Here is a 24,075-nt window from a genome sequence, read left to right as displayed (position 1 = left end):
CCAAGACCTGTAAGGGAAATTGAGCATGGCTATCGACACGGGACACCGTTTGGGCGTCGAGGTGTCGCCGGACAACGAGTACCAGTCGCGTGAGGACCGGGCCGCGAATCGCCTGGTCCGGCAGCGGGTCGACGAGGTGACCGGGAAGCAGCAGTGGAAGGTGCTGGTCACCGACCCGGCCGAAACGTGGGCGAAGCGGGCTTCGTTCGAGATCACGCTTCTCGCGGAGGTTCTGCCGGGTCCGACGACATCGGAGGCGTTGCCGGGGATGCGGCCGATCGGGCGGTGGTGCGTGGCGGCGTTGAAGTCGGCGGCCGATGGATTCTCGGAACTGGCAACGGACTGGGCGAGTAAGGCAGACAGTGATGGTGCTTCGGGTCGACGGGTTCGGGGTCACATGGACGGTCGAGCCCCGCGATCCGGTGTCGGTGGAGGAGACCGGTCCGGACCCGGCCAGTCCCCCAGCTTTGGTGGTGACTGGGGCGACGTCGGCGGTGTCGCTGACCGTCCCGCGCGATCGGGACGAGTGGCCGGATTGCGCGGTGTTCCTTCGCCGGCTCCGCGACGGGGTGGACGAGCTGGCGGCGCTGCTGACTGCGCGCGTGGCGGCTCCGGACGCACGTGACAGTGGCGGTACCTGAAGTGTTGGTCGCGTTTCATGGATTGAGGATTGATGAGTGATCGTGCGGTAGTGGGTCCGTGGTTGCGGCGTTTGCGCGAGCTGCGGGACGAAACCGTGGAAGTCGTGGCCAAGCGGGCCGGTATCGACGCCGTGGAACTCGCCGAGCTGGAGTGCGGGTGTCGGTGGCTGCGGGACGCCGAGATCATGGTGGGCTTGGCGCAGGCGCTGGAGGTCAACTCGTACATGATGTGGGGCCGCGTGGCCCGCGAAATCAAGGCGGAGTTCAGGCGCGATGAGGAGAGGATCGCGCTCATGGACTGACCAAGCAGGTCAGAGGCGGATGGGCTTCTTGTTCATAAACTCCTCGATTCCCAGCGGCCCCAGCTCCCGGCCCATTCCCGACCGCTTGATTCCCCCGAACGGCAGATCCGCCTCCGACCCGCCCGACTTGTTCACGTACACCATCCCCGCCTCGATTCCCCGCGCCACCCGGGCCGCGCGGGCTCGGTCCGTCCCGAACACACTCGCTCCCAATCCGAACGGTGTGTCGTTCGCCAGCTTCACCGCCTCCGATTCGCTCTCCGCGCGGAACAACAACGCCACTGGGCCGAAGATCTCCTCGTGGTAGGCCGCCATCTCCGGTGTCACGTCCGTCAGCACCGTTGCCTCCACGTACGCCCCCGGTCCCGACACCCGGTGGCCGCCCGCGCGCAACGTCGCCCCCGAAGCGACCGCCGTTTCGATCTGGGCCGCCACCTCGTCCGCTGCTGCCCTCGAGGCCAGTGGGGGCAGTGTTGTCGATGGGTCAGCCGGGTCTCCCGGGATGTAGTACTCCGTCACGCGCTTGGCGAACCGGTCCGCGAACTCCTCGTACAGGTCGGCCAGAACGATGATGCGCTTCGGTGCGTTGCACGACTGGCCGCAGTTGCGCATCCGGGCCGTTGCCGTCGTCCTCACCGTCTCGTCCAGGTCGTCGGTGTCCAGCACGATCAGGGGGTCGGAACCACCCAGCTCCAGGACGCACCTCTTGAGGTTGCGGCCCGCCTCCGCCGCCACCGCGATGCCCGCCTGCTCGCTGCCCGTCAGGGACACGCCGGCCAGGCGCGGGTCCGCGAGCATCCACGGCACCTGGCGGCTCGACGCGAACACGTTCACGTACGCGTCCGCAGGCACGCCGGCGTCGTGCAGCACCTTCTCGATCGCCGCCGCCGAGCGGGGGCAGATCGATGCGTGCTTGAGGAGGATCGTGTTGCCCAGCACCAGGTTCGGCGCCACGAACCGGGCGACCTGGTAGCACGGGAAGTTCCACGGCATCACGCCCAGCAGCGCCCCGATCGGCTCCTTCGTCAGCACCGCTTCGCCACCGCGGATCGGGAGGGGCTCGTCCGCCAGCAGCTTCGGGCCCTGCGAGCCGTAGTACCGGAAGATGTCGGCGACAACTCCCACTTCGCCGCGGCCTTCGTTGATCCGCTTGCCCATCTCCAGGGTCATGATCGCGGCCAGCTCGTCGGCGCGCTCGGCGAACAGCTCCGCCGCGCGCAGCACGACCGCGGCGCGCTCGGCGACCGGCCGGGTGCGCCAGGCGCCGTAGCCGCGGTGCATGCGGGCGATCGCGGCGCGGACCTCCTCGTCGGCCGCGTTCGGGATCTCGTCCACCAGCTCGCCCGTCGCCGGGTTGGTGACTGTGTACACGACGGCCTCCTTCGCCAGGCTACTGGATACTGTATACACTATCTCGGCAATGATCGGCACCCGCGCGGCGGTACCCCTTCCCGCTTGATCGACTATCGTTCCCCCATGACGCTGGAACTCACCGGCGGACCCGATTTCGCCGTAACAGCCCCGGAAAAAACGCGTTGGACGCGGCACTTCGCCGACGGCGCGGTCATCTTCGGCAGCCCCGCGCGCACGTCGGAGCGCCTGCCGCGGGTGTGGTGCGGGCGCGGCCTCGGGCTCCCGGAAGGCGAGCTAGCGGTGTTCGCCGGGCAGCTGCGCCGCGTCATGAAGCACGACGCCTACTGGGCCGCACGGGCCCGGAATCCCCGCGCGGGCGACGCGAAGGTCTGGACACCGGGCCGCTACGACGACGAAGACGGCTTCGTTTACTTCGCCGGTCCGTGCGCGCACGGCGACCCGTGGCCCGGGTACCGGCCGGCCCCGGCGTTCACGATCGCGCTCCCCCACGTCCGCGGCCTGCGGATCCGGGTGGCCGCGTACCTGGCCGGATGAGGGCGGCGAGCGCGGGCGCCGCCGCGGCCGTGGTGAGCGGGATACCGTCGACCGTCCACGCGCTCGTCACCGGCCGTGACGTCTTCGCGGCCACCCGCGCGGCGGGCACCCTGCTGCCGGGACGGCGCCACCGGCCCGGCGTCGCCGCCGGGCTGGTCGTACACGTTTTCGTCGCCGCCGTCTGGACCGGCGTGCTCGCCGCGCTCGCCCGCCGCCACCGGCTGGGCGCCGGCGGGGGCGCGGCCGCCGGGCTGGTCATCGCCGGGCTGGACCTCGGGATCGCGGCCCGCGGCTACCCCACCATACAGAAGTTGCCGCGCGGGCCGCAGATCCTGGACCACCTGGTGTTCGGCGCCGTCACCGGCGCGCTTCTCGACCGTCCACAACGGACGGATCAGGGCACGACCTCGACGACGTCACCCGGGTGCAGCGAGTTGTAGAACGTCACCGCGGCGGCGTGCGAAAGGTGCACGCACCCGTGGGACTTGACCTTCAGGCTGCCCTGGTGGAACGCGACCCCGGTGGTGGTGAAGAACACCGAGTACGGCATCGGCCCGTTGAACTGCTTGCTGTAGTGGTCGATGTCCTTGTACTGCACCTGGAACTTCCCCAGCGGGGTCGGGTACTTCGGCAGCCCCACGGTGATCGGGACGCCGCCGTAGGTGACGTTCCCGGCGCCGTCGGTCAGCCACGCGGTATTCGAACTGCGCTGGACGCAGGCCTTCGCTTCGGCACTGCACGGCGTCGACGCCGCTTCGGCCGTTCCCGCGAACGCCATGGTCCCCGCCATCGCGGCGACCCCGCCCAGTAGTGCGATCATCCTCCGGTTCATCGTGTGCCTCCCGTTGTCGTTCGGCTACTCAACGAGAGTGCCCATTCGGGCGATCTTCGAACCGGCTTTCAGTTCTGCGGCTGCGACAGGCCGAGGAACTCGTTCTGCTCGCGGTCGTAGCGGCGGGTCAGCCCGTTGCCGTAGCGGTCCCACCAGTTCTGCGTGTGGCCGCCCTGGGTGGTGGTCGTGCCGCCGTAGACCTGGCGGTCGTACTCGACGCGCGCGTCGCGGAACTCCTGCTGGAACTGCTCGGGCGTCAGGCCTTGCGCGTGCTGGATCGCCGCGTCGGACAGCGTGCGCGAGCTGCGGACGATGTCGTCGCCCGCCATGTGGTTGAGGATGGCACGGACCCCGCCGGCGCCGCGCATGTGCGCGCCGGACATGATCGCGGCCTGGGTGCCGGGATCGGTGAAGTTCAGCGCGCCCGCCGTGCGCGCGTTCGCGGTCATCAGGTCGGCGACGACCGCGCGCTCTTCGGCGCTGCCGATCCCGTACTGCTCGCGCGCGGCGACGATCCGGTCGTAGCCGTTGTGCATGTTCTGCCGGAAGCCGTAGGCCTCGGGCACCCCGCCCTGCTCCCCCGTAGCACCTTCGGACCGCATGATCGAGTCGACGACCCGCGGGTCGAGCTGCTGCGGCACGGCGGCGGCCGCCGCGGCGCCACCCCCGCCGCCCTGCCCGCCCCCGTAGGCCTGGGCGACGTCGGTGTCGGCGGCCCGGTAGCCGTCCGCGGCGGTCTGGACGTTCTGGTTCACGTTCGTCAGGAGGCCGAGCAGCTTCTGGAGCGCGCTGCCGAGCGTCGAGTGCAACGCGGTGTTCGCGGCGGCGACCCCGCTGCCGATGCCGGCGAAGGACAACGCGTCCAGCACCAGGCCTTCCAGATCGCGCGTCGCCGAGAGGAAGGACGACCCGACGTCCTCGACCGCCCTGACGACCGCCCCCATTTCCGCGGTTTCGGCGCGGTAGGCCCCGGCACTCATGCTCTGCTCCCTCCGGACACCGGCTGTGCGCGTCGAGAATTCCCCACCCCGCCCGCCCGGCCCACGGCCGAATTACCCACTGACTGCGGCAGGACTGCCCACAACGGCGCTAAGGTCGGGAGATGAGCAACGACGACCGGAACGTGATCGACGGCGAAATCGTCGACGACACCCCGACCGCGGCGATCGCGATCCCGTCGCCGCCGCTGCCGGATCCGGACTACAGCGACGGCGGGGTCCCGAGCTTCGACTTCGTCCGGGACAAGATCGAGAACCGGTACACCACGTCGCTCGGGGCCGCCGACGTCGCCGGGCTCGGCACCGAGCACACCGCCGAGGCCCTCGACAAGCAGATCGCCGACCGCGACCAGGCGGCCAAGGACCGGCTGGCCGAGATCCGCCGCTCGATGCGCGGCGAGTGACCGCGCTTCACATCCGGCGCGCGGGGCTCGTGCCGCACTCCGGTGCGCCGCTGCCCCGGAGGAAGTGCGCGGCCGCGTAGCCCGTGCTGCCGCCGGCCGTGCCGCGCAGCCAGCGGTCGTCGCCCGCGGCGGGCGTGCCGTGCGTCCAGCATTCGGCCGCGAACGTGGCGCCTTCGGCGACCCAGCCGACCCGGCGGCACGTCGGCGCCGCGCAGGACCGGACGTTCAGGCCGCTGCCCGTGCCGGCCACGACGTACGGCGTGGGCGTGCTGCGCGCCAGCAGGTCGCTGCCGCCGGCGGCGGGGTTCGGTGCCGTCGGCCCCGGCGAATCGGCCGCGCCCGGGCTCAGGCCGCCGAGCAGCAGGAACAGCAGGAACCCCACGGCGGCGGCGCCGGCCAGCACCCGGACGAGCACACCGAATCTCACTACGACGAACATGGTCTGGCCCCTTCCCCTCGGCGCCGTGCGCCGGGCCTGGCTGCGGCCCCGCCCTGCAAGTGTCAGCCTGGGCAGACGCGCTTTGCAATTCCCACGGCGAGATCCCGCTTTGGGACTACCCCTTCGGCCTAGCCTGTCCGTCAGGGAAAATGTCGCGAATCGCCGACAAGGGTGGCGTCGGCGCTCGGTCAGCGCGGGGGAGTATGGTCGCGGCGCGGTGGGAAACCCACAATGGGCTCCCACCAAGAACGGCCCACCCCGCCAGAACGAAGGTCCCCATGGCCCCCACGCAAGGCCCGATCGTGCCCCGCCGGAGGATCGCGGACACGCTCAAGAACCTGCGTGACGAGTCCGGCCGCACCCTCGACGAGGTGGCGGACGAGCTGCTGATCTCGACGTCGAAGCTCTCCCGGCTCGAGAACGCGCAGGGCAGCCCGCAGGCCAGGGACGTCCGCGACCTGATCCGGTTCTACGGGATCGAGCACACCCAGCTGGCCGACCGGCTGATGCGCTGGGTGAAGGCGTCCGGGCGGCAGGGCTGGTGGACCGACTACTCGCAGACCACGGCGACCCCCGGGCTCGACGCGCACCTCGCGTACGAGACCGAAGCGACGGTGGCCCGGATCTACACGATCCCGCTGCTGCCGGTGCTGCTGCAGACCCCCGAGTACGCGCGCGCCCAGTACTCCACGCACGAGTCGTGGTGGTCGGCCGAGGAGGTCGACCGGCTCGTCGAACTGCGCGAACGCCGCAAGCACGCCCTCGCCGAGCGTGACGGCATGGAGCCGTTGAAGCTGGTCGCGGTCACCCACGAGACCGCGCTGCGGCAGTTCGTCGGCTCCCGCGAGATCATGCACGCCCAGCTGGACCACCTGGTGGAACGGTCGACCGCGCCGAACGTCGAACTGCGCGTCTTCCCCTTCTCCCACCCCCCGCTGTTCTCCATGAGCTGCATGTACGCCTACTTCGAGTTCGAGGACGAACTCGACCGCGACATCGTGCACATCGAGACCCATGCCGGGTTCCGGCACATCGAGACCGCCGAAACGGTCGCCTACTACCGCGGGTACCACGACGCGCTGGTCGCCGCCTCGCTGGAACCCGACGAAAGCCGCGCGCTGATCCGCGAGATCCAGGCCGGGCAGTTCGGCTGACCCCTTTTCCCTTCACGTTGGGACGAATGCATGGCTTTCGACCTTCCCGGTTCCGCCGGTGAAGACCTCCGCCTCGCCCGCAAGCAGCTCGACACCGACGGCTACCTCGTCGTGTCGGACGACGAGCTGGGCCTGCCGGGCGGGCAGCTGCGCGAACACCTGCTGCGCACGTACTTCACGCCGGAGGTCCTCCGCTGCTACCCCGGCGACATCCCCGCCGACCGGGAGCGCGCCCGCGACGTCGTCGAGTACGCGTGGCACGGCGAGGACCTGACGCTGGCCGAGCACCCCGAGATCGCCATCGAGGACCGCGGGGGCCGTCCCGAACGGCGGGAATACCGGCGCACGCCAGTGGCGGGCGACCCGCTGTTCGCGGCGTGGATCCGCGCCGCGCTGGGCCTGCTGCCGGAGCACCGCCGCCGGCCGCGGGGGACCTTCGGCGTCAACATCTTCCGGACCTTCACCAACGTCGTCACCCGGCCGCACGCCGACGGCGAGGAGTTCGTCTTCGTCTACGTCGTGGACCGCGACGGCACCGGCGCGGAGACGACCCTGTTCCGGCCCGAAGACCCGGAAACCCCGGTCCACGCGCAGCGGCTCGAGCCCGGCCAGCTCATCGTGTTCGAGGACGCCCGGTTCCTGCACACCGCCAGCCCGCTGGTCGCCCCGGCGGGCCGGCGGGCCCGGCGCGACGCGCTCGTGTGCACTGTGGACTATCCGCAGACCTACGGCCTCGGCTGACGCCGGGGCGCCGGATCGCCGGTGCCCCGGGCCCGGCACCGAGGATCCGGCGGCGCCGAGGGGCGTCCGGCCGAAACCGGCTCACCTCGGCAGCCACCGCACCGCGACCGGCTGGTAGGCGGCGATCGCGAGCAGCCGGTGCGAGAACACCGGCGCCCGGGCCGCCAGCCCGGTGAACCGGACCACCCGCTCGACATCGCTGCCGGGCGGCACGATCAGGCAGCCCGCGATCCCGCGCTCGCGGCACAGGGCGAGCGCGCCCAGCAGTCCGCGGGCCCCGCGGACCGAGAGGAATTCCAGCAGGCCGAGGTCGAGCACCAGCAGGTGCGGCCCCGGCATTTCGCAGATGGCGGCTTCGAACACCGTCGTCCACCGCAGCACCGTGTCGATGTCCAGTTCGCCTCGCACTTCGACGACCAGCACGCCGCCGGGCCGTTCCGAGGCGATGTCGTCGCGCATCGCGCCTCCCGGGAGAGAGTCCCGTCCCCGCCCATCGTCGCACGTCACGTCAGGCTTCCGTAATACCCGCGTGGAATCATCGGGGGCCGGGGGAAGTTGTACCGACGGTAACCCCGCACGAGGAGAAGGAGTGACGCCGTGAGCACGTCAACCGAAAGGGCCGTCCTGGCCGGCGGCTGCTTCTGGGGCATGCAGGAGCTGTTCCGCCGTCAGCCCGGGGTGATCTCGACCCGGGTCGGTTACAGCGGCGGCGACGTCCCCAACGCCACCTACCGCAACCACGGCACCCACGCCGAGGCCATCGAGGTGGTCTACGACCCGGCGCAGACCACGTTCCGCGACCTGCTCGAGTTCTTCTTCCAGGTGCACGACCCGACGACGAAGAACCGCCAGGGCAACGACATCGGCCTGAGCTACCGCTCGGCGATCTTCTTCGAGAACGACGAGCAGAAGCGGGTCGCCGAGGACACGATCGCCGACGTCGACGCATCGGGCCTGTGGCCGGGCAAGGTCGTCACCGAGGTCAGCCCGGCGGGCGACTTCTGGGAGGCCGAGCCGGAGCACCAGGACTACCTGCAGCGCATTCCGAACGGGTACACGTGCCACTTCGTGCGCCCGGGCTGGAAGCTCCCGAAGCGTGAGAAGACCGCCTGACCCCAGCACCACCGAGGGCCCCTTCGCCGAGCAGGCGAGGGGGCCTTCGTCGTCTCGGCGGCAGTCAAGATCACCCGAACGGCGGTGATCCGCGCCGAGTCCTCAGTGGACAGTCGACAGTTCAGATCCTAATAGCGTCAATTGTCCTGTTTGGGATGTATTGCTACTCCCCGATAAGACCGTACGTTCGTCGCTTGTTCACGAGCCTTCGGCAACGGATCCTGATTTTCGCTAAGCCGCACCATTTCCCCACCGTCCCCGTTCTCGGCCCGGCTCGACCCCGGGCCGGTTCGCCCTGCCCGGAGGAGATCCTTCGATGCAACTGAGACGTCCATTCGTCTTGGCCGCGAGCGGCGCGCTGATCGCCGCGGTGTGCACGACCACCACCGCCCAGGCCCAGCCCGTCACCCCGAACGCCGTCCCGGACGCCCAGACCCTGGCCGTCTCGGCGGCCGCCGGTCTCGTCGCGAGCCGGCCCGCCGCCCTGCACGCCAGTGCGGACGACGTTTTCCAGGCCCAGCAGGCGATTTCCGCGACCAACGGGCTCAAGTACATCCCCTACGAGCGCAGCTACAAGGGCCTGCCGGTGGTGGGCGGCGACTTCGTCGTGGCGACCAACTCGACGGGCCAGGTGCTCGGCACCTCCGTCGCCCAGGACCAGACGATCAACCTCGCCACGAACACCGCGAAGGTCACCAAGGCCGCGGCCGAGGCGACCGCGCGCCAGCAGCTGTCCGCCGTGGACAGCGTGAGCCCGGCGCAGCAGGTCGTCTACGCCCTCGGCGCGCCCACCCTGGCGTGGAAGAGCACGGTCGTCGGCCGGGACGCCGAAGGCCCGAGCCGGCTGGACGTCATCGTCGACGCCGCCACCGGCAAGGTGCTCCACACGCAGGAGCACGTCCTGCACGGTGACGGCACCAGCGCCTGGAACGGCCCGAACCCGGTGCACCTCGACACCACGCACTCGGGCTCGACCTACTCGCTGAAGGACCCGGCCATCACCAACACGTCCTGCCAGGACGCGGCCAACAACACCACCTTCAGCGGCACCGACGACCTCTGGGGCAACGGCAACGCCACCAGCCGCGAAACCGGTTGCGTCGACGCGCTGTTCGCCGCCCAGACCGAGAACAAGATGCTCTCGCAGTGGCTGGGCCGCAACAGCTTCGACGGCAACGGCGGCGGCTGGCCGATCCGCGTCGGCCTGGCCGACGAGAACGCTTACTACGACGGCACCCAGGTCCAGATCGGCCACAACTCGCAGAACCAGTGGATCGGCTCGATCGACGTCGTCGCGCACGAGCACGGCCACGGCATCGACGACCACACCCCGGGTGGCATCTCCGGCAACGGCACGCAGGAGTTCGTCGCGGACGTCTTCGGCGCTTCGACCGAGTGGTTCGCGAACGAGCCCGCCCCCTACGACGTGCCGGACTTCCTCGTCGGCGAGCAGATCAACCTGGTCGGCTCCGGCCCGATCCGCAACATGTACAACCCGTCGGCGCTGGGCGACAAGAACTGCTACGACAGCTCCGTCCCCAACGGTGAGGTGCACGCGGCCGCCGGCCCCGGCAACCACTGGTTCTACCTGCTGGCCGAAGGCACCAACCCGACCAACGGCCAGCCGACCAGCTCCACGTGCAACAGCACCTCGATCACCGGTCTCGGCGTGCAGAACGCGGTGAAGATCTTCTACAACGCGATGCTGCTCAAGACCTCCGGCAGCTCGTACCTGAAGTACCGCACCTGGACGCTGACCGCGGCGAAGAACCTCTTCCCGGGCAGCTGCACCGAGTTCAACACCGTCAAGGCGGCGTGGGACGCGATCAGCGTGCCGGCCCAGTCGGCCGACCCGACCTGCTCGGCGACCGGCACGGTCACCGTGTCGAACCCGGGCAACCAGTCGACCGTGACCGGCGCTTCGGTCAACCTCCCGCTGTCGGCTTCCGGCGGCACCGCGCCGTACACCTGGTCGGCCACCGGCCTCCCGGCCGGCCTGTCGATCAACGCCTCCACCGGCACGATCTCGGGCACCGCGACCACCGCGGGCACCTCGAACGTCACGGTGACGGCGAAGGACGCGGCCAACAAGACCGGCACGGCGTCGTTCACCTGGACCGTCGGCACCACCGGCAACTGCACCGGCCAGAAGATCGTCAACGGCGGCTTCGAGTCGGGCGCTTCCAGCTGGACCGGCACCACCGGCTCCATCGGCCAGTGGGGTTCGCAGGGTGAGGCGGCGCACGGCGGCACCTACGCGTCGTGGCTCGACGGGTACGGCTCTTCGACCACCGAGTCGATCGCCCAGTCGGTGAGCATCCCGGCGGGCTGCCACGCCAGCCTGACGTTCTACCTGCACATCGACACCGCGGAGACCACCACCACGGTCGCCTACGACAAGCTGACCGTCACCAACGGCAGCACGACGCTGGGCAGCTACTCCAACCTGAACAAGGGCACCGGGTACACGCTCAAGACGATCGACGTCACGTCGGCCGCCGGCGGCACCCTGGCGCTGAAGTTCAGCGGCACCGAAGACAGCTCGCTGCAGACCTCGTTCGTCATCGACGACGTGGCCGTCACCCTGAGCTGACACTGAACAACTGAGCACCGAGGCGGGGAGATCACGGTCTCCCCGCCTCGGTGTTTTTCGGAGCAGAATCGGCGCATGGACACCGAAGAGCTGCGTGCGACCCAGGCTCCGCTGAAGGACAAGTACCGCGAGCACCCGGAGAGCGCGCTCGTCACCCTGCACGCCGACGCCGAGCTGGACGGCCTCGGCATCTCGTGCAAGGTCGAAACCGGCCGCGCGGTCGTCGAGGCGGGCCTGCACCCGGCCACCGGCGGCGACGGCACCCTCGCCTGTTCGGGGGACATGCTGCTCGAAGCGCTCGTCGCGTGCGCGGGCGTCACGCTGCGGGCCGTCGCGACGTCGCTGGGTCTCGAGGTGCGCGGCGGGCGCGTCCGGGCCGAGGGCGACCTCGACTTCCGCGGCACCCTCGCCGTGGCCAAGGACGCGCCGGTCGGGTTCCGCGCCATCCGGCTGTCGTTCGACCTGGACACCGACGCTTCCGAAGAGCAGCTCGCCACGTTGAAGAAGCTGACCGAGCGCTATTGCGTCGTGTTCCAGTCCCTGCGGACGCCGCCGGAGTTCGCCGTCACGCTTTCGGCGAACCAGGGATAAACCCGGAGGACAAACCGGACTCCCGTGGCCTAGCTTGTCGGGGTCACCTGAAGGGGGAGCCGACATGCCACCACCGGAACCGGACACCGCCGTCCGGGTGCGCGGGCTGGTGAAGACCTACGGGTCGACCCGCGCGCTCGACGGCGTCGACCTCGACATCCCGGCCGGGCGCGTGCTCGGCCTGCTCGGCCCGAACGGCGCCGGGAAGACCACGACCGTCCGCATCCTGACCACGCTGCTGCGGCCCGACGCGGGCGAGGCGCACGTGGCCGGGTACGACGTGCTGGCCGAGCCGGACCAGGTCCGGCGCCGGATCGGGCTGTCCGGCCAGTACGCGGCGGTCGACGAGAACCTCACCGGGTTCGAGAACCTGTACATGGTCGGGCGGCTCTACGGCCGGAAGAAAGCCGCGGCCCGCTCGCGCGCCCGGGAGCTGCTCGCGCGGTTCCGCCTCGAGGAGGCCGCCGACCGGCCGGCGAAGGGGTATTCCGGCGGGATGCGCCGCCGCCTCGACCTGGCCGGCGCGCTGGTCGCCGAGCCGACCGTCGTCGTGCTCGACGAGCCCACCACGGGCCTCGACCCGGGCGGGCGCCTCGACACGTGGGCGGTCATCAAGGAGCTCGTCGCCGACGGCACGACCGTGCTGCTGACCACCCAGTACCTCGAAGAGGCCGACCAGCTCGCCGACTCGATCGTGGTGATCGACCACGGCCGGGTGATCGCGCGCGGCACCGCGGACGAGCTGAAGGCCCAGACCGGCGGCGAACGCCTGGAACTGGTCGTCGCCTCGGCCGCGGACCTGCCGAAGACCCTGGACGTGCTGCGCGAGGTCGGCACCGGCGAGCCGGCAGGCGACGACCACACGCGGCGAGCCGAGATCCTCGTCGACACCGGGCCCAAGGCGCTCATCGAGGCCCTGCGCCGGCTCGACGGCCAAGGCATCGCGGTCCAGGACGTCGCCCTCCACCGGCCGACCCTGGACGACGTCTTCCTGTCCCTGACCGGCCACGGCGCAGAAGGGGCGGCGAAGTGAACGCGCTCGCGAAGGGCATTTCCGACGGCGGCATCGTCACGTGGCGCAACCTGATGAACGTCCGCCGCAACCCCGACTGGCTGATGGCGGCGACGCTGCAGCCGATCATGTTCGTGCTGCTGTTCGCCTACGTCTTCGGCAACGCGATCGGCGGCGAAGCGGGCGGCGCGGCGTACCGCGAGTTCCTGATCGCGGGGATCTTCGCCCAGACGGTGGCGTTCAATTCGGCGTTCACGGTCATCGGTTTCGCCAACGACCTGCAGAAGGGCATCATCGACCGGTTCCGCTCGCTGCCGATGTCCCGCATCGCGGTGGTGCTGGGCCGCACGACGTCGGACCTGGTCGTGAGCGTGGTGGCGCTGGTCGTGATGTCGCTGTGCGGGCTGCTGGTGGGCTGGCGCATCCGCGGCAGCTTCTGGGACGCCCTGCTCGGCTACCTGGTGATGCTGATGTTCGCCTGGGCGCTGTCCTGGGTCGGCGCGCTGATCGGCCTGGCGGCGCGCAGCGTGGAGGTGGCACAGAGCGCCGGGCTGATCTGGATGTTTCCGCTGAGCTTCATCTCGTCGGCGTTCGTCCCGACGGGCACCTTGCCGCCGTTCCTCAAGGCGATCGCGGACTGGAACCCGTTCACAGCGGTGATCAACGCGACGCGCGACCTGTTCGGCAACCGCTTCGGGCCGGCGCAGACTGGCTGGCCGGCGGAGCACGCGGCGCTGTACGCGATCCTGTGCTGCGTGGCGATCATCGCGGTGTTCGCACCACTCGCCACGGCCCGGTACCGCCGGGTGGCGAGCAAGTAGGAGGGGTTTTCACGGGCTTGGTCTACGTGGGCTTCCTGATCAAGCCCGTGTACCCGGCGAGGGCGAGGGTCGCGAGCCCCCAGATCGCGGCCTGCAGGATCCAGATCGCGATGGTGAAGGCCGCCGCCCACGTGGTGTCGGGATTGAGATCGCAGCGGGCGCGAACCCCCGTCGGAGCCAGGGGAAGCCCGCGGTCGAGACCTAGTCCCACGAGTTCCACCGTGGTGCACGGCCGGCCCGAGGCCGAACCGAACGAGCTCACCCGCTCCCCGACATGATGTCCGCCGTCGGTGACGTGTCCGGCCCACGCACCGAGCCCGCCTGCCGCCATCAACGCGAGCAGCAGCGCCAGGGCGGTCCGCCGGGTGAGGTAGCCGTACCCCGCCAGCACGCCCCAAAGCCAGTGGAACGACCTGGTGAGCCAGTTACCCAGAGCTTCCGGTGCGCGCCGGCGGAGGTCCTTCTGCTGGGCGATGAGAATCCTTCTGACGTTCCCCTCGTGCCCGGCATCCCGTTCGGCACTCGCGAGGGCCTGATACGGCCCAGGACGGTAGATCTCCGTGTGATGCCGGATGAGGTGGAGCCAATCGCGCCAAGACACCGGTTGCCCGGGTGAAGCCTCCAATGCGCCGAACTTGAATCCGTTCAGGTCGACCAGCACCGGATCCCGGCAAACCGAGTCGGCGTCCGCTTCCGCGCACACTGTCGAGCGGACGAGAAAGATCTTCCCCACCACCTGGGCGTGCTCGAGGTCCAGAGCCAACCCGGACCGGTTGACGACTTCCATGTCCAGGAACGACGCATCACCGCCGACATGAGCGCCGAGAAGGGAAATCGCGCCACCGAAGTGGTCACCGGTCGCTTTGACTCCTCTGCAGTCGAGAACTCCCTCGACCCTCAGTTGGTCGGCCCGGACGGCACCGCCACCGTTGTTGGTGATCTTCGCGGATCGCAGCGCCAGACTGCCCCCGATGTGCGCGCCGGAAAGCTGCACGGCGCCTCGAAAGCTCGATCCGCTCAGGTCGGCGCCGGACATCAGCACGCTTCCGCTCACTTCGAGCCCCACAGCCCGGACAGCAGCGCCGCTGGTGTTGCCGACTTGCGCGTCATGGAGATCGAGGGATCCGGTGATCCGTGCACCGTGAAGCGCGACAGCGCCGCCCTTTCCCGACCCGACGATCACGGCGCCGGTCAGCCACAGCCCCGCTTCGACGTTGAGCAAATCCCCGCTCAGTCCCGGAATCCACGACCGGGAAAGGTCGAGCCACGGCAGATGAGCGTTCCACGCGGTGACCGGATCGGCGAACAAACAGCCGGTCAGCTTCGCCCCTGCGCACGCCGTCACGCTGTCGAGATCGAGCACACCGGTGATCCGGGCGCCGGAAACCCGGATTCCGCCGGGATCGACCGGACCGTACCAGCCCAGCAGCAGCTCGCGTATCAGCCGCGCACGAATCGCCTCGCCGTCACAAACCAGCTTTTCGCCGGTCCGCGCTGCCTCCACCAGTGCGCCTTCGAGGTCGTTCAGTGCACCCAGCCGGTGTGGAATGTCCTCCGTCACACCGGCTCAGTCGCTCGACCACCCGAAGGTGCTACGCCGCTCAGTCCTCTTCGGACAGTTCCACGATCGGGATCACCCGCTTCGCCTGCCGCGCCTTCGCCTGGTGGTCCGCCAGGAACGGGTACGCCTTCTCCAGCTCGTCCCACGTCCGCACGTAGTCCGCGCCGAGCAGCGGCAATGCCTCCGCGTCGAACTCGCGGCCGTCCACCTCGACGTGCACCCGTGGGTCCGCGTCGAGGTTCAGGTACCAGTCCGGGTGGCGGGGCGCGCCGATGTTCGACGCGACCACCAGCAGCCGGTCGCCGTCGCGGTGGTACATCATCGGGACCGTTCGGGGCTCGCCGGACGTGCGGCCCGTCGTCGTGAGCAGGACCAGGCGCTCGCGGTGCATCCCGTCGACTTCGCCGCCCGCCCGGAACTGGTCGATCACACGGCGGTTGGTCTCCTGGACGTCCATGGTCAGCGGTCGTAGTAGCGGGTCGGCGGGTCCTGCTGCGTCCACTGCTGCCGGGTCGGCGGCGGCGGGGGCGCCGCGCTCTGCTGGCGGCGGCGCCGGTGCAGCGTGCGGGCGCTGGCCGCCATGCTGTTCACCACCGCCGCGATGACCAAGCCGATCACCAGGTTGATCACCGCCGTGGCGATCTTCGCGCTCGGCGCCACCGTGAGCGTCAGCGGCAGCACGACGGCGATCAGCGTGACGAGCACCATGATCCAGCCGAAGAACTGGGACGGGGCCGGCGTCGCCACGCTCAGCAGGTGCATCAGCCCGGTGGCGAGCAGGGCCACCGCGGCGGCGACCAGCGCGTACGTCGTGGTGCTCGCGTTGCCCCAGACGCCCTCGCCTTTTGGGGCGAGCACTTCGACCTCGAAGATCCCCCGCGCGATCAGCAGCCCGACGACGGCGAGCAGGGCTGCGACCACCGCTGTCGCGACGCCGCCCGCCCACAGGCGGCGCGCGTCGATCCCCGGGCGGACGTCCTGGGGCTGGTTCCCGTAGTAGTCGGACATCAGAGCCTTCCTGGGTCGGCTGCGCCTCTCCCCCCGATTGTCCCCCGATTCGGCCCCGGACGCGATTTGCGCTGGAGTGCACTCCAGCTCTTAACGTCGGGGACATGACCACCGCACAGCACAAGATCGGTTCGGGCTTCGGCGCCACCACCACGGCCGCCGAAGCCGTCGCAGGCGCCGACCTCACCGGGAAGCTCGCCGTCGTCACCGGCGGCTACTCCGGGATCGGCCTCGAAACCACCCGTGCGCTGGCCGGTGCCGGCGCGCACGTCGTCGTCCCGGCCCGCCGCCGCGCCACCGCGGAGGAAGCGCTCGCCGGGATCGAGCACGTCGAGGTCGACGAGCTCGACCTGGGCAACCTCGAGAGCGTCCGGGCGTTCGCCGAGCGCTTCCTGGCGACCGGGCGGCGGATCGACCTGCTCATCGCCAACGCGGGCATCATGGCCTGCCCCGAGACCCGCGTCGGCCCGGGCTGGGAGGCCCAGTTCGCCACCAACCACCTCGGCCACTTCGCCCTGGTCAACCGGCTGTGGCCGGCGGTCGCCGAGGGCGCCCGCGTGGTCTCGCTGTCCTCGCGCGGCCACCACTACTCGCCGATCCGCTGGGACGACGTCCAGTTCGAGACCGGCTACGAGAAGTGGGCGGCGTACGGCCAGGCCAAGACCGCGAACGTGCTCTTCGCCGTGCAGCTCGACCGGCTGGGCGCCGAGCAGGGCGTGCACGCGTTCGCGCTGCACCCGGGCGGCATCATGACGCCGCTGCAGCGGCACCTGCCCCGCGAGGAGATGGTCGAACGCGGCTGGATCGACGAGGCCGGGAACTTCCTGGTGGAGTTCAAGACGCCGGAGCAGGGCGCCGCGACCACGGTGTGGGCGGCGACGTCGCCGCAGCTGGCCGGGCTCGGCGGGCTGTACCTGGAGGACTGCGACGTGGCGGAGCTCGCCCCCGCCGACGCCGAGGGCCTCGCCAGCTCGGGCGTGCGCCGGTACGCCGTCGACCGCGAGGAGGCCGCGCGCCTGTGGACGCTGTCGGCGCAGCTCACCGGCGTGGACGCGTTCGCGCGGGCCTGACTGTCACGTCGGCGGGCTCCCGGACGATACTTTCTTCGTGATCTTCCGACGTTTGCCGTTCACGGACCCGGGGTACATCGGGCCCGTGGCCGACGAAGCCGGGAGACAGGGGCGCCCGCCGACGAGTGACGGCGATGACCCCACGTGCGGTCGTTACGCACTCGGTGAGTTCACCATCACCCCGCGCAGCGCGCTGGACGACGAGCGGCCGCCGGGCCTGCTGGGCGAGCGGTACGAGGTCGGCAGGCTGGTCGGCAGCGGCGGCACGGCCCGGGTCTACCGGGCCTACGACGTGCGGCTGGGCCGCGAGGTCGCCGTCAAGATCTACGACCGTGACGCGGTGGCGCTGGACCAGCGCCGCCGGCTGCGCGAGATGACGATCCAGGGCAGCATCAGTCACCCGGGGGTGGTGGCGCTGCTGGACAGCGGCACCGAGGGCCGCCGGACGTACCTGGTGATGCAGCTGGTCGAGGGCGAAAACCTGGCCGAGCGCCTGCTTTCCGGCCCGCTACCGGCGGCGGAGGTGACGGCGCTGGCCGACGGGCTGGCGGAGGCACTGGCCCACGTCCACGCGCGCCGGATCGTGCACCGCGACCTGAAGCCGGCCAACGTGTTCCTGTCCGCGGACGGTCCCCTGATCGGCGACTTCGGCATCGCCCACGCGCTCGACACGACCCACATCACGGGCACGGGCCTGATCCCGGGCACGGCGGCGTACCTGGCCCCGGAGCAGGTGTCGGGCGAGCCGGCGGGCCCGCCGGCAGACGTCTACGCGCTGGGGTTGATCCTGCTGGAATGCCTGACGGGCCAACGGGAGTACCCGGGCACGATGGTCGAGGCGGCGATGGCCCGGCTGACCCGGCCGCCCCGGATCCCGGAGGAGGCGCCACCGGCGCTGGCGTACACGCTGCGCCGGATGACGCAGCGCGACCCGGCCGACCGGCCGACGGCGGCGAAGGTGCTGGACATGCTGCACAGCCCGCCGCCGACGCTGCCGTGGAACAGGACGCGCAGCCCTCGCTGGCGCCGGCGCCCGGTGGTGGCGCAGCACGACGCGGTTTCGGCACCCGGCCAGATCGGCGGCGCGGGGTCGGCACCTCACGACACGACTGCCGCCTTCAGCTCGGCGCGCGGGGAGCTGGGCGCGATCACAGGCGCCCCCGACCACGAGCCCCTCACCGGCCCGGCGCGCGGAGAGCCGGGCGCGATCTCAGCCGTCCCCCACCACGAACCCCTCACCGGCGCGGCTGCCGCGGCCATCAGCCCGGCCCATGACTCCGCCCCCGGTTGGCCGTCCACCTCCGACCTCACCCGCCGCGAGCGCCTCGCCGCCGGTGATCCGGCGCAGCACGAGCTCACCGCCGTCCCGTTCCCGGCCGAAAACCGGCGGCGCCGGCGGCTGGTTGCCGCGGCCGGGCTGGTCGCCGCCGCCGTGGCCACCGTGGCCGCCGTGCTGCTGACCGAGCAGGAAGCCGGGACCGGCTCCCCCGTCCAGCCGCCCGCCGCTCACTCGCCGGGCGCCACCTCCGCGCCTTCGTCGTCCACGCCGCTGGCGGAGTCGGGGACCCCGGCGCCGCGTCCCGGCACCAGCGGCAACGGCAACGGCAACGGCACGCAGCCGGGCACCAGTGAGGCCGCGTCGCTGGAACCCGCCGCCGACACGCACGAACTCCCGCCCACGGCCGAACCGCCGTCACCTAAAGGGGGCAAACCCCCGAAGACCGATCCGCCCGGCAAGACCAGGGGTAAGGGCCCCGGCCACGACTCCTGAGCCGGCGGCGGGGGCCCTCCGGCGCGCGGATCCGGGTCCAATGGCCCTGGTGCCGGAAACACGCGGAAACGGCGGGTAATTCGATTTCGTGAATTGGGACTCGAACCAATAACGACAGGTAACCGGAGCCCGGCGCGGCCCGACTCACACCACGGTGCCGCCACCGGGAATCCCCTCCCGGCTGGTTCGACGAACATTCCCGGAGGTCTGGATGAGTGTCCTCGCTGCCCTCGAGCGGCCGGTTTTCCGCACGCCGAGCGGCCGGCACGCCAAGCCGAGTCCCGCGTGGCCGCGGGTCGCCGGCCGGGCAGTCTTCCTGGTCTCCGCCCTGGTCTTCGCGGTCGTCACCATCGCTTCCGGGTGGCCGCCCGCCCTGCTGGTGGTGCCCGCCGCCGCGTTCCTGCTGCTGGTGGCGAGCATGCGGAAATTGCGCACCGCGAGCCGGAAGATCGACACCATCTTCGCCGAAGAACTGTCGGCCCCGCCCGGCGACTGACGGGCAGTTCACCGCAGGTCGAGCCACATGATCCGCAGCCCGACGTCCCCCGCGGACGGGTGGCGGAACGCGCCGGGCGCCGTCCCGAGGGTCACGAATCCCAGGCTCTCGTAAAGCCGGATCGCGGCCACGTTCACCTCGACGACGGCGTTGAACTGGATCGCCGCGAACCCGCTCCGCCGCGCCCAGGCGATCAGATCGGTCGCGAGGGCGCGCCCGACGCCCGTGCCGCGCGCCTCCTTCGCCACCATCAGGCTGCCGGAGGCGACGTGGCTGCCGGGCCCCGGGCGGTTGGCGTACATGTTCGCCGTGCCCGTCACCCGGTCGCCGTCGAGCGCGACGACCACCCTGGCCGGCGGCGCGAGCAGCCACGCCCGCCGCGCGTCGCGCTCGCTCATCGCCGGGTCGTAGGGGAACGTCTCCTGCTCGGTGACGACGTCGTGGACGATCGGCCAGATCCCCGGCCAGTCCTCGTCGCGGGCTTCGCGGATCACCGGGTCCCGGCCCCCGTCACGGCGCCGCAGAGCTCGGGCACGACGGCCTCGATGTCGTCCCGCAGCACGAACGCGGCATCGTCGTCGTACGGCGTCGGGTCGCGGTTGACGATCACCAGCGTCGCGCCGGCCTGGACCGCCACCGTGCACAGCGACGCCGCCGGTTCGACCTGCAGCGAACTGCCGATGGCGAGGAAGAGCCCGCTCGCCGCCGCGATGTTCCGTGCCTGCCCCAGGACTTCGCCGTCCAGCAACTGTCCGAAAAGGACGATGTCGAGCTGGAGGATGCCGCCGCAGCGCGGGCACGGCGGATCGTCGTCGCCCGCCGCGAGGATTTCGGCGGTCGGGAACCGCGCCGGGCAGGAGGTGCAGCGCGTGGTGTGCATGCTGCCGTGCAGTTCGAGGACCTTCCGCGCGGCGAGGCCGGCCCGCTGGTGCAGGCCGTCGACGTTCTGGGTGAGCACCCGCACGGCGACGCCCGCGCTGTCGAGCCCGGCCAGCGCACGGTGGGCGGCGTTCGGCTCGGCCCGCCAGGCGGCGTGCCCCGCGTAGGCGCGCCAGAACTCCCGGCGCACCGCGGCATCGGCCATGAAGTTCTCGTGGGTGAACGCGGCCACGGCGCTCGGGTTGCGCGTCCAGACGCCTTCGGGACCGCGGTAGTCGGGAATCCCGGACGCGGTGGAGACGCCCGCGCCGGTCAGCGCGGCGATCCGCCGGGCACCGCGGATCCGGTCGATGAGCTTGCCGTCCATGCTGCGGAGGGTAACGGCAGGCGCGCGCCCGGCACGACCGGTTTATCGCGCGGGATCGGTGACCGGCAAGGGATTGCCACCTCGGAGCGACGCCTCCACCGCGCTCACTCCCTCCGCAGCCGCAACGCCAGGGCCGGGCACGCGGCTGCCGCGCGGCGGGCTTCCGCCACCAGTTCCGGCGGCACCGGGCCGCGCGCCACCACCGGATAGCCCCACTCGTCGAGGCCCACCAGTTCCGGGAGCAGGTCCGCGCACAGGCCGTGGGCGCGGCAGCCGATCGGGTCGACGGTCACCTTCACGCCACACCCGCCGGAACCCGGCACCGGCCACCTGCCCGGTGCGTGTGGACGTCCGCGTCGAAGACCCGCAGCGCGCTCGCCGCGAGGCGGGCCGCGCCGTCGGGGTGGGCGCACGCGCCGCGGCCGGTGAGCAGCGGGAGGCGGCGGGCGAGCCGGTCGGCCGCCGGGCCGCCGCGGAGCAGCTCCGCGAAGTCCGCCGCGATCGACGGCAGGCCGAACGTGCACGGCCCGCACTGCCGGGCCGACTCCGCCGCCAGGAACGCCAGCACCTTCGCGGTGTACGCCAGCCCGCAGGCCCGCACCGGGAGCGCGTAGACCGCCGGAAGGCCGGTCACCCCACCGTCCAGGCTCGTCGTCCACGACCCGCCGCACCCGCCGGCGAGCACGGCCTGGACCGTTTCGGCTTCGCCGCCCGCCGCCGCCAGCACCCCGGCCAGTGACGTTCCCGCCGGCACCTCGACGACGCCGGGCCGCCGGACCGCGCCGGTCACCGTGACGAGGTCGGTGCGGGCCGCGCGGTAGTGGTGCGGGCCGAGGAGGACCACCGAAGCCAGCTGGGCCAGCGTGTCCACATTGGACACCAAGGTCGGACGGCCGCGCACGCCGCGTTCGGCGGGCCGCGGGAGCTTGCCCAGCGGCCGCGCGTCCCCCGACGTCAGGTAGCGGACGAGCGCCGTTTCCTCGCTGGCGACGTACCGGCGCGGGACTTCCGCCACCCGCACCGGCACGCGGTCGTCGCGCTCGGCCAGCGCCGCGGCGACACCCGCGGTCACCGGGCTGCCCGCGTGCACGCAGAGGACGGCTCCGGCGGCGCCGATGGCGTGCGCCGCGAGCTGCAGGCCGTCGAGCACGAGGTGCGGCGAAAGAGTCAGGAGCGCAACGTCCTTCTGGCTGAGCGGGTCGCCTTCGCACCCGTTCGCGACGACGATCGAGCGCTTCGCCCGGGCCGCGCGCAGCTTCACGGCGGTCGGGAAGCCAGCGCCGCCGCGGCCGCGCAGGTCCGCCGCTTCGACGGCCTCGATCAGCCGGTCGCGGCCGTCGTCACCGTGATAGGCGACCCACGGCACGACGCCGTTGCGGCGCCGGTGACCGGCCAGGTCGAGCCGGTGCGGGGGCAGGATGGTCATCGGGGGCCTCCCAGGGCGGCGAACTTGCGGGCGGAGGTGGCGCGGTAGGCGACGACGGCGGCCACCGCCAGCACGCACAGCGCGTCGAGGGCGGCGATCCAGCCGTACGCGGCGTCGTCCTCGGCCATGCCGAAGCCGTGCACCAGCGCGACCGGCCAGCACAGGTAGGCCAGCCAGTGCACGGCGCGCCACGCCCGCGGCGGGATGCGGGTGCGCAGGACGCTGGTGACGACGATCGCGAGCAGCAGGTCGATCGCGACCGCGCCGAGGCCGACCCGCAGCGGCTGGTAGCCGGCACCGAACGGGACGACGACGTCGAGCCAGCTCAGCGAGACGTAGCCGTCGAGGACGGCCGACGCGATGTGCGCGGCGAGGAAGGCGATGCTGGTCAGCGCGAGGTTCCGGTGCACGGCGGCGACGGCGAACCGCGGCCACGCGCGCGTGGCGAACCGGCCGGCACCGAGGGCGCCGAGGACGACGACGCCGGTGAACAGCACCAGCGAAACGAGCCCGGTGGCGCGGCTGAAGTACCACACGGCGGAGCTCATGACGCGGGCCAGCCGGGCGTGGTGACGACGTCGCCGCCGATACCGACGAGCCGCGCGGGGAGGTGTCTTCCCCGCAGCCAGTCCGGCGCACCGGCGCCGAGCACGACCGCCGCGGTGCTCGCGGTGTTGGCGTCCACAGTGGACTTGGCGGCGACGGTGACGGTCCGCCAGCGCGGCGCGGGCACATCGCCGGTGCGCGGATCGACGATGTGGTGCACGGTCCGGCCGCCGCGGCGCCAGCGTCGCCGGGTGGTGCCGGAGGTGGCGAGGGCACCGGCACGGGTCAGCGCGACGGAGGTGTCGGGCCGGGCCACGGCCTCGGCGTGGTCGTCGGCCAGCGCGATCTGCCAGCCACCGGCGGGCGGAGCCCCGGCGGCGCGCAGATCGCCACCGAGGTTGACGAGGGTCCCGCACCCGGCGGCGGCGTGGATGCGCCGGGCGGCCCGGTCGGCGGCGAGGGCCTTCGCGGTCGCGCCGAGGTCGAGGTGGACACCGCGCGGGAGGACGACCAGGCGCTGGCCGGGGTCGAAGAGGATCCGGTGCCAGCCGGGCGCGGGTTCGCCACCGGCCATCCCAGCCGCACCCAGCACACCAGCAGCGGCAGGCGGCGGCGCGCCGGCAGCCGCATCCCGCTCAGCGGCGACCAACGCGAAATCCCGGTCGTACCCCAGGTCCCGCACCGCCGCCCCGACCGTCGGATCCACCAGCCCGCCCGTCAGCCGCGCCGCGCGCAACGCCACCTCCAGCGCCTCCGCCAGCAACGGCCCCACCCGGACCTGCTTCCCCGCCGCCTGGTGCAGGCGGGAAATCTCCGAGTCCACGCGGAACCGGCTGCACGCCGTGTCGATCGCGGCCAGCTCCGCCCGCAGCAGGGCGGCCGCCTGGTCCAGGCGGGCCGGGTCGGTCACCACGAGCTCCGCCGTCGTCCCCAGCGCCGGGAACGCCGTGGTCACGACGCACCCGAGCCGGTGTGCGCGCTGCCGGACCCGGAGCTCAGACCGCTGTCCGGGGCCTGCAACCCGTCACTCGAGCCGGTGGATGTCGAGGTGGACGTGGAAGTGTCCGCCGAAGCCGAGGAAAGGCCGAAGCCGATCGCGCCGACGGCGGCCGCGCCCAGCACCGCCGCGGCCGCCGTGGCCAGGGCGGCCTTGTGGCGGCCGTGCTCTCGGCGGGCCGGGCCGCCGGTGCTGAAGGGTTCCATGGGACCGAGTGTCGGCTTCGTTCCTTTGAACGAGCTGGGAGCGACCTGTCAGCTCCCTGACCGGCCACTGTGGACACCTACCAAAGGAGGTTGACACCGGAAAGGCATTAACCCACTCTTTCCGTTGTCCGCCGGAGGTTTCCTGGTGTTCACGAGCCGGACCACGACACGGCACGTCCCGGTCCCCTGCCGTGGACAT

Annotated in this window: 30 protein-coding genes and 1 pseudogene; 16 read left to right on the top strand and 15 right to left on the bottom strand. The window is 71.6% G+C overall.

The genetic code is table 11. The features are described 5' to 3' along the window. Window positions 1-25: 25 nt before the first annotated feature. From OO60_RS47895 to OO60_RS28405, 3 genes and pseudogenes are all read left to right on the top strand, one after another. Window positions 26-280, top strand: a pseudogene (locus tag OO60_RS47895) (hypothetical protein); the annotation flags it as partial. Between the two features lie 85 nt (window positions 281-365). Then, a complete protein-coding gene (locus tag OO60_RS28410; protein WP_033262509.1) occupies window positions 366-641 on the top strand; it encodes a hypothetical protein in 276 nt (91 codons plus the stop codon). Between the two features lie 32 nt (window positions 642-673). Continuing rightward, window positions 674-943: a hypothetical protein gene (locus tag OO60_RS28405; protein WP_162186957.1), complete on the top strand. Its 270-nt coding sequence runs from the start codon at window positions 674-676 to the stop codon at window positions 941-943. A gap of 9 nt (window positions 944-952) precedes the next feature. On the opposite strand, the gene OO60_RS28400 is transcribed toward OO60_RS28405, so the two are convergent. Next, the gene (locus OO60_RS28400; protein ID WP_033262470.1) at window positions 953-2,314 is read right to left on the bottom strand and encodes an NAD-dependent succinate-semialdehyde dehydrogenase; all 1,362 of its coding nucleotides are present in this window, start codon (window positions 2,312-2,314) and stop codon (window positions 953-955) included. 105 nt (window positions 2,315-2,419) lie between these two features. On the opposite strand from OO60_RS28400, the gene OO60_RS28395 reads away from it, so the two are divergent. Together OO60_RS28395 and OO60_RS28390 are read left to right on the top strand one after the other, a co-directional pair. Further along, complete coding sequence (locus OO60_RS28395; RefSeq protein WP_033262469.1) at window positions 2,420-2,851, top strand: hypothetical protein; 432 nt, start codon at window positions 2,420-2,422, stop codon at window positions 2,849-2,851. After that, entirely contained in the window at window positions 2,848-3,291 is a 444-nt protein-coding gene (locus tag OO60_RS28390) for a hypothetical protein (protein ID WP_244885596.1), read from the top strand. The genes OO60_RS28395 and OO60_RS28390 overlap by 4 nt, the downstream gene beginning before the upstream one ends. On the opposite strand, the gene OO60_RS28385 is transcribed toward OO60_RS28390, so the two are convergent. Together OO60_RS28385 and OO60_RS28380 are read right to left on the bottom strand one after the other, a co-directional pair. Then, window positions 3,246-3,683, bottom strand: a complete 438-nt coding sequence (locus OO60_RS28385; protein WP_033262468.1) for a L,D-transpeptidase — start codon at window positions 3,681-3,683, stop codon at window positions 3,246-3,248. The two genes, OO60_RS28390 and OO60_RS28385, sit on opposite strands and share 46 nt — an antisense overlap. Window positions 3,684-3,751: 68 nt before the next feature. Beyond that, a complete protein-coding gene (locus OO60_RS28380) occupies window positions 3,752-4,663 on the bottom strand; it encodes a hypothetical protein (RefSeq protein WP_033262467.1) in 912 nt (303 codons plus the stop codon). Between the two features lie 122 nt (window positions 4,664-4,785). Here OO60_RS28380 and OO60_RS28375 point away from each other — a divergent pair, with 122 nt between their 5' ends. After that, the gene (locus OO60_RS28375; RefSeq protein ID WP_033262466.1) at window positions 4,786-5,085 is read left to right on the top strand and encodes a hypothetical protein; all 300 of its coding nucleotides are present in this window, start codon (window positions 4,786-4,788) and stop codon (window positions 5,083-5,085) included. Window positions 5,086-5,092: 7 nt separating this feature from the next. On the opposite strand, the gene OO60_RS28370 is transcribed toward OO60_RS28375, so the two are convergent. Further along, window positions 5,093-5,512, bottom strand: a complete 420-nt coding sequence (locus OO60_RS28370) for a hypothetical protein (protein WP_244885594.1) — start codon at window positions 5,510-5,512, stop codon at window positions 5,093-5,095. A 290-nt stretch (window positions 5,513-5,802) separates the two neighbouring features. On the opposite strand from OO60_RS28370, the gene OO60_RS28365 reads away from it, so the two are divergent. After that, window positions 5,803-6,678, top strand: a complete 876-nt coding sequence (locus OO60_RS28365) for a helix-turn-helix domain-containing protein (protein WP_004558998.1) — start codon at window positions 5,803-5,805, stop codon at window positions 6,676-6,678. A gap of 30 nt (window positions 6,679-6,708) precedes the next feature. Then, complete coding sequence (locus OO60_RS28360) at window positions 6,709-7,419, top strand: 2OG-Fe dioxygenase family protein (RefSeq protein ID WP_004558997.1); 711 nt, start codon at window positions 6,709-6,711, stop codon at window positions 7,417-7,419. A gap of 81 nt (window positions 7,420-7,500) precedes the next feature. On the opposite strand, the gene OO60_RS28355 is transcribed toward OO60_RS28360, so the two are convergent. Then, entirely contained in the window at window positions 7,501-7,878 is a 378-nt protein-coding gene (locus tag OO60_RS28355) for an STAS domain-containing protein (RefSeq protein ID WP_004558996.1), read from the bottom strand. 138 nt (window positions 7,879-8,016) lie between these two features. Between OO60_RS28355 and msrA the strand changes: the two genes are divergently transcribed. The 5 genes from msrA (at window position 8,017) to OO60_RS28330 (ending at window position 13,549) form a co-directional block, all read left to right on the top strand. Next, window positions 8,017-8,532: a peptide-methionine (S)-S-oxide reductase MsrA gene (gene msrA, locus OO60_RS28350; protein WP_004558995.1), complete on the top strand. Its 516-nt coding sequence runs from the start codon at window positions 8,017-8,019 to the stop codon at window positions 8,530-8,532. Between the two features lie 316 nt (window positions 8,533-8,848). Further along, window positions 8,849-11,125, top strand: coding sequence for a M4 family metallopeptidase (locus OO60_RS28345; RefSeq protein ID WP_033262464.1), 2,277 nt, complete (start codon window positions 8,849-8,851; stop codon window positions 11,123-11,125). A 75-nt stretch (window positions 11,126-11,200) separates the two neighbouring features. Next, complete coding sequence (locus OO60_RS28340) at window positions 11,201-11,716, top strand: OsmC family protein (protein WP_004558993.1); 516 nt, start codon at window positions 11,201-11,203, stop codon at window positions 11,714-11,716. 64 nt (window positions 11,717-11,780) lie between these two features. Continuing rightward, window positions 11,781-12,749, top strand: a complete 969-nt coding sequence (locus OO60_RS28335; protein ID WP_004558992.1) for a daunorubicin resistance protein DrrA family ABC transporter ATP-binding protein — start codon at window positions 11,781-11,783, stop codon at window positions 12,747-12,749. Continuing rightward, the gene (locus OO60_RS28330) at window positions 12,746-13,549 is read left to right on the top strand and encodes an ABC transporter permease (protein ID WP_004558991.1); all 804 of its coding nucleotides are present in this window, start codon (window positions 12,746-12,748) and stop codon (window positions 13,547-13,549) included. Before OO60_RS28335 ends, OO60_RS28330 begins: the two co-directional genes overlap by 4 nt. Before the next feature lie 22 nt (window positions 13,550-13,571). Here OO60_RS28330 and OO60_RS44680 read toward each other — a convergent pair whose 3' ends face one another. Genes OO60_RS44680 through OO60_RS28315 form a run of 3 tightly spaced genes read right to left on the bottom strand, consistent with a single transcriptional unit; the run spans window position 13,572 to window position 16,118 of the window. Next, on the bottom strand, window positions 13,572-15,110 hold the full coding sequence (locus OO60_RS44680) for a hypothetical protein (protein WP_051767797.1): 1,539 nt from the start codon (window positions 15,108-15,110) through the stop codon (window positions 13,572-13,574). Between the two features lie 40 nt (window positions 15,111-15,150). Then, entirely contained in the window at window positions 15,151-15,567 is a 417-nt protein-coding gene (locus OO60_RS28320; protein WP_004558989.1) for a nitroreductase/quinone reductase family protein, read from the bottom strand. 2 nt (window positions 15,568-15,569) lie between these two features. Next, window positions 15,570-16,118 (bottom strand): DUF6069 family protein, encoded by a 549-nt coding sequence (locus OO60_RS28315; protein WP_004558988.1) that lies wholly within the window; start codon window positions 16,116-16,118, stop codon window positions 15,570-15,572. A gap of 104 nt (window positions 16,119-16,222) precedes the next feature. Between OO60_RS28315 and OO60_RS28310 the strand changes: the two genes are divergently transcribed. The 3 genes from OO60_RS28310 to OO60_RS28300 all read left to right on the top strand — a co-directional run bounded on the left by OO60_RS28310 (window position 16,223) and on the right by OO60_RS28300 (window position 19,455). Beyond that, complete coding sequence (locus OO60_RS28310; RefSeq protein WP_004558987.1) at window positions 16,223-17,188, top strand: SDR family NAD(P)-dependent oxidoreductase; 966 nt, start codon at window positions 16,223-16,225, stop codon at window positions 17,186-17,188. 37 nt (window positions 17,189-17,225) lie between these two features. Further along, window positions 17,226-18,959, top strand: a complete 1,734-nt coding sequence (locus OO60_RS28305) for a serine/threonine-protein kinase (RefSeq protein WP_244885592.1) — start codon at window positions 17,226-17,228, stop codon at window positions 18,957-18,959. Between the two features lie 211 nt (window positions 18,960-19,170). Beyond that, window positions 19,171-19,455, top strand: a complete 285-nt coding sequence (locus tag OO60_RS28300; RefSeq protein ID WP_033262463.1) for a hypothetical protein — start codon at window positions 19,171-19,173, stop codon at window positions 19,453-19,455. 8 nt (window positions 19,456-19,463) lie between these two features. Here the strand turns inward: OO60_RS28300 and OO60_RS28295 are convergent, their stop codons facing one another. From OO60_RS28295 to OO60_RS28265, 7 genes are all read right to left on the bottom strand, one after another. Continuing rightward, window positions 19,464-19,949: a GNAT family N-acetyltransferase gene (locus OO60_RS28295; RefSeq protein ID WP_209441408.1), complete on the bottom strand. Its 486-nt coding sequence runs from the start codon at window positions 19,947-19,949 to the stop codon at window positions 19,464-19,466. Next, complete coding sequence (locus tag OO60_RS28290) at window positions 19,946-20,701, bottom strand: SIR2 family NAD-dependent protein deacylase (protein ID WP_033262462.1); 756 nt, start codon at window positions 20,699-20,701, stop codon at window positions 19,946-19,948. Before OO60_RS28290 ends, OO60_RS28295 begins: the two co-directional genes overlap by 4 nt. 104 nt (window positions 20,702-20,805) lie before the next feature. After that, on the bottom strand, window positions 20,806-21,000 hold the full coding sequence (locus OO60_RS28285) for a ferredoxin (protein ID WP_033262461.1): 195 nt from the start codon (window positions 20,998-21,000) through the stop codon (window positions 20,806-20,808). Beyond that, entirely contained in the window at window positions 20,997-22,127 is a 1,131-nt protein-coding gene (locus tag OO60_RS28280; protein WP_033262460.1) for an NADH-ubiquinone oxidoreductase-F iron-sulfur binding region domain-containing protein, read from the bottom strand. Before OO60_RS28280 ends, OO60_RS28285 begins: the two co-directional genes overlap by 4 nt. Then, on the bottom strand, window positions 22,124-22,675 hold the full coding sequence (locus tag OO60_RS28275) for a ferric reductase-like transmembrane domain-containing protein (RefSeq protein ID WP_033262459.1): 552 nt from the start codon (window positions 22,673-22,675) through the stop codon (window positions 22,124-22,126). Before OO60_RS28275 ends, OO60_RS28280 begins: the two co-directional genes overlap by 4 nt. Further along, window positions 22,672-23,628 carry an FAD:protein FMN transferase gene (locus OO60_RS28270; protein ID WP_003055301.1) on the bottom strand — a complete coding sequence of 319 codons (957 nt, stop codon included), beginning with the start codon at window positions 23,626-23,628 and terminating at the stop codon, window positions 22,672-22,674. Before OO60_RS28270 ends, OO60_RS28275 begins: the two co-directional genes overlap by 4 nt. Further along, the gene (locus OO60_RS28265; RefSeq protein ID WP_003055297.1) at window positions 23,625-23,876 is read right to left on the bottom strand and encodes a hypothetical protein; all 252 of its coding nucleotides are present in this window, start codon (window positions 23,874-23,876) and stop codon (window positions 23,625-23,627) included. The genes OO60_RS28270 and OO60_RS28265 overlap by 4 nt, the downstream gene beginning before the upstream one ends. Between the last annotated feature and the right edge of the window lie 199 nt (window positions 23,877-24,075).

Source organism: Amycolatopsis vancoresmycina, from assembly GCF_000716785.1.
GTDB lineage: Bacteria > Actinomycetota > Actinomycetes > Mycobacteriales > Pseudonocardiaceae > Amycolatopsis > Amycolatopsis vancoresmycina.
The sequence above is the reverse complement of the archived record's forward strand: the minus strand, read 5'-3'. Positions and strand labels throughout refer to the sequence as shown.